Source organism: Vibrio sp. V08_P9A1T1 (assembly GCF_963874405.1).
In the GTDB taxonomy this organism is placed as follows: domain Bacteria; phylum Pseudomonadota; class Gammaproteobacteria; order Enterobacterales; family Vibrionaceae; genus Vibrio; species Vibrio anguillarum.
Genome location: NZ_CAWNIB010000184.1, coordinates 1 through 3318, shown reverse-complemented (window position 1 = coordinate 3318; position 3318 = coordinate 1). Strand labels below are relative to the sequence as shown.

Below are 3318 nucleotides of genomic sequence, written 5' to 3'. Positions count from 1 at the left end.
CCGTAATACAGCAGCGAGTGATTGCCATCTTTTTGCTCGCCGCTCTTTGTTGGGTATTTGAACCGATCCCAATCTATGCCACATCGGTAGTCGTGATCGTGCTAGAGCTCCTAATGGTATCGGATAAAGGTATCTGGTTTATGAGGCTTGCTGAGGGAGAAGCTCATTTTGGTGCCTTGCTAAAACATACTGATATCATGGCGACGTTTGCCAGCCCAATTATTATGTTGTTTTTGGGTGGCTTTTTCTTAGCCATGGCCGCCACTAAGTATCGCTTGGATGTCAACCTTGCACGAGTGCTGCTCAAACCATTTGGCCAGAATCCCAAGTATGTCATGTTAGGCTTGATGTTAATTACTGGCATCTTCTCGATGTTTATGTCCAATACCGCAACAACAGCGATGATGCTTTCCATCTTAACGCCAGTCATCGCAGTGTTTGGCCCAAAAGATCCAGGGCGAATTGCTTTTGCTTTGTGTATTCCGGTCGCCGCTAATATTGGCGGTATAGGTACGCCAATAGGTACTCCTCCCAATGCGATCGCATTGAAATATCTGGTCGGTGAAAATTTAATTACCTTTGGTGAATGGATGGCCTTTGGGGTGCCGTTTGTGATCATAATGATGGCACTCGCATGGGTATTGATTAGCGCCATGTTTAAAGCAGAGCAACAAAAAATTGAATTGACCATTAAAGGTAAATTTTTAAAAACACCAAAAGCCATTATTGTGTATGTCACCTTTGCTCTGACCATTCTTCTTTGGTTGATGGGCTCAACCCATGGTATGAACTCTTATACTGTTGCACTGATACCCGTGGCTGTCTTTTCTCTTACTGGCATCATCAACAAAGAAGATCTAAAGAAAATTTCTTGGGATGTGCTGTGGTTAGTGTCTGGTGGTATTGCGCTAGGACTTGCATTAGACAAAACGGGGTTAGCGCAACTAGTGGTGAACAGCATTCCTTTTGCACAGTATTCACCTTACGTTGTTTTATTTGGTGCGGCATTTTTGTGTCTCATTATGGCCAATTTTATGTCACATACCGCCACCGCGAACTTATTAATGCCGATTATGGCCGCGCTTGGTGCTTCAATGACTTCACTTACTCCATTAGGTGGAGAAATCACGTTGATTCTCGTGGTTACCTTTGCTGCATCACTTGGTATGTCATTACCTATCAGTACACCACCTAATGCGTTGGCGCATGCTACCGGGCACGTTCAAAGTAACCAAATGGCTAAAGTAGGGGTTGTCCTCGGTGTGATAGGGGTGCTGCTCAGTTTTGTTATGGTTTGGTTACTTCATGCGGTTGGTCATATCGGTTAGGTAGCATTATGTCGGATAAAAGACTTGTTGCACTCATTGATCGTTATTTTCGCCATCCTGAACGGATGGTGAAACTGCCTTCGGGAAGTATTGTCATTGAGCAAGAAGGTTATAATGATCGACTCTATTTCGTATGGTCGGGAGAATTGAGTGGCTATTACAATGAAAAAGGCGATAAACCGATAAAAGTTTTTTCAGCCGGTGCGGGTGCTTTTATTGGCGTGCACAGTTTTTTTTCTGGTGAATGGATAGCTTCTTCAACAGTGGTGGCTGAATCTACGGTAGAGCTTGCCTGGATCGACCGAACTACGGCCGTCTTAGAAGAAGATCAATATGGACCTTTAACCGCCCAGTTTACCCCCGTTATTGTGAATGAATTATCCCGCCGTCAACGACGTGCAACTCAAGAATCAGTGGCAAAAGAAAAAGCATTAGAAAGGTTATATTCGGCTGAGCAAATGACGACCTTGGGCCAGTTAGCGGCGGGCATTGCCCATGAATTGAACAATGCCATCGGGGTAGTGAGTAGCAAATCTGAGCGATTAGAAGTACTGTTTATGGAGCTGCTCGAAGAGGTTCATCCTGAAGCGAGCCTCTTTTTCGATTTTGGCTTGATGTATGGTCAGAAAGTATCGTCAAACGAAGCTAGAAGGCGAGGTGCTCTTTTCGAAAAGCAATACGCCCTGCCTAAAAATGTGGCAAGAGATTTAGCAAAAGCGGTTCCAGAAGACTACTTATCTTCGCACTGGCTGAAAAATCCACATTTAGCTATCCGTTATTGGCAAATGGGCCGTGACTTGCATGATTTACGTTTGGCCTCTAAACATACTGTTGGCATTGTTAAATCAGTAAAACAACTGGGCCGAACTGAAATTACTCAAGATGAAGAGTTCGATATTAACGATACGATCAATCGAGCATTGGCACTATTACAGAGTGATTTACGACGTGTCAGTGTCCGTATTAGGCCAGCTGCATTACCCTTATTTAAAGGATCTCAGACAGAGCTGGTACAAATTTGGGTAAACATCATCAAAAATGCCTGTGATGCGATGGCTAACATAGCAGAGCCAATGATAGAGATACAAACCAAATTAAGTAAACAACGTATATTGGTAACCATTGCTAATAACGGTCCTGAAATTAACGAAGCCACTAGACGGAAAATATTCCAACCAAGCTTCACCACCAAAAAAGGAGGGTTGTCGTTTGGTTTGGGACTAGGGTTATCAATAGTGAAACGCATTGTTTCTGGGTATGGTGGAAATGTCGTACTCAAAAGTGACAATGAAAGAACAATATTTAGAATTAAATTACCCACGGAGAGCGATTATGGAGAAGCTTAATATCATTTGTGTCGATGATCAAAGGGAAGTATTAAGTGCGATACTGCAAGATCTTCAACCACTCACTTCTTGGTTGAATATTGAAGATTGTGAATCGGCTTATGAAGTATTGGATCTAATGGATGAGTTTGACGAACAAGGTGAGCATATTGCGCTGCTGATGTCAGATCATGTGATGCCAGGAAAGACAGGAGTCGAATTATTAACCGAGGTCGCAGCAGATTCCAGATTTAAGAAAACAAAGAAAATTCTGTTAACAGGGCAAGCAACACACACAGATACGATCAATGCGATTAACACTGCAGGTGTAAATAGGTATTTTGAGAAACCATGGAATGCGAAAGAGCTGGTAGATTGTGTTCGCACTTTAGTGACAGAATTCATCTTTGAAGTAGGTTTAGATTATAAAGACTATCACAACGAATTAGATCAGAAAATAGTGCTAGCAAAACTGAGATAAGTGAATAATGCCCAAATAACTTTAACGGCGGCTATTAAAGTGTTTGGGTATTAATCGATGATATTAAAATGGCCAATAAGCTTGTCATCAGCATTCAATATTTGTCCTTGAGAAGATTCTTCATCATAAATAAAATTGAGATGAAGAGTGTCTAAATTGCAATTTATCTGACTTAATATATGAC

General features: G+C 42.0%; 3 protein-coding genes. All 3 read left to right on the top strand.

What is annotated here, in order from left to right:
- A partial coding sequence (locus AACT21_RS08040) for an SLC13 family permease (RefSeq protein ID WP_094164622.1) occupies positions 1-1328 on the top strand: 1328 nt, incomplete at its 5' end.
- An 8-nt stretch (positions 1329-1336) separates the two neighbouring features.
- On the top strand, positions 1337-2674 hold the full coding sequence (locus AACT21_RS08035; protein ID WP_017044755.1) for an ATP-binding protein: 1338 nt from the start codon (positions 1337-1339) through the stop codon (positions 2672-2674).
- Positions 2661-3134, top strand: a complete 474-nt coding sequence (locus AACT21_RS08030; protein WP_010317964.1) for a response regulator — start codon at positions 2661-2663, stop codon at positions 3132-3134. Before AACT21_RS08035 ends, AACT21_RS08030 begins: the two co-directional genes overlap by 14 nt.
- Positions 3135-3318 lie beyond the last annotated feature (184 nt).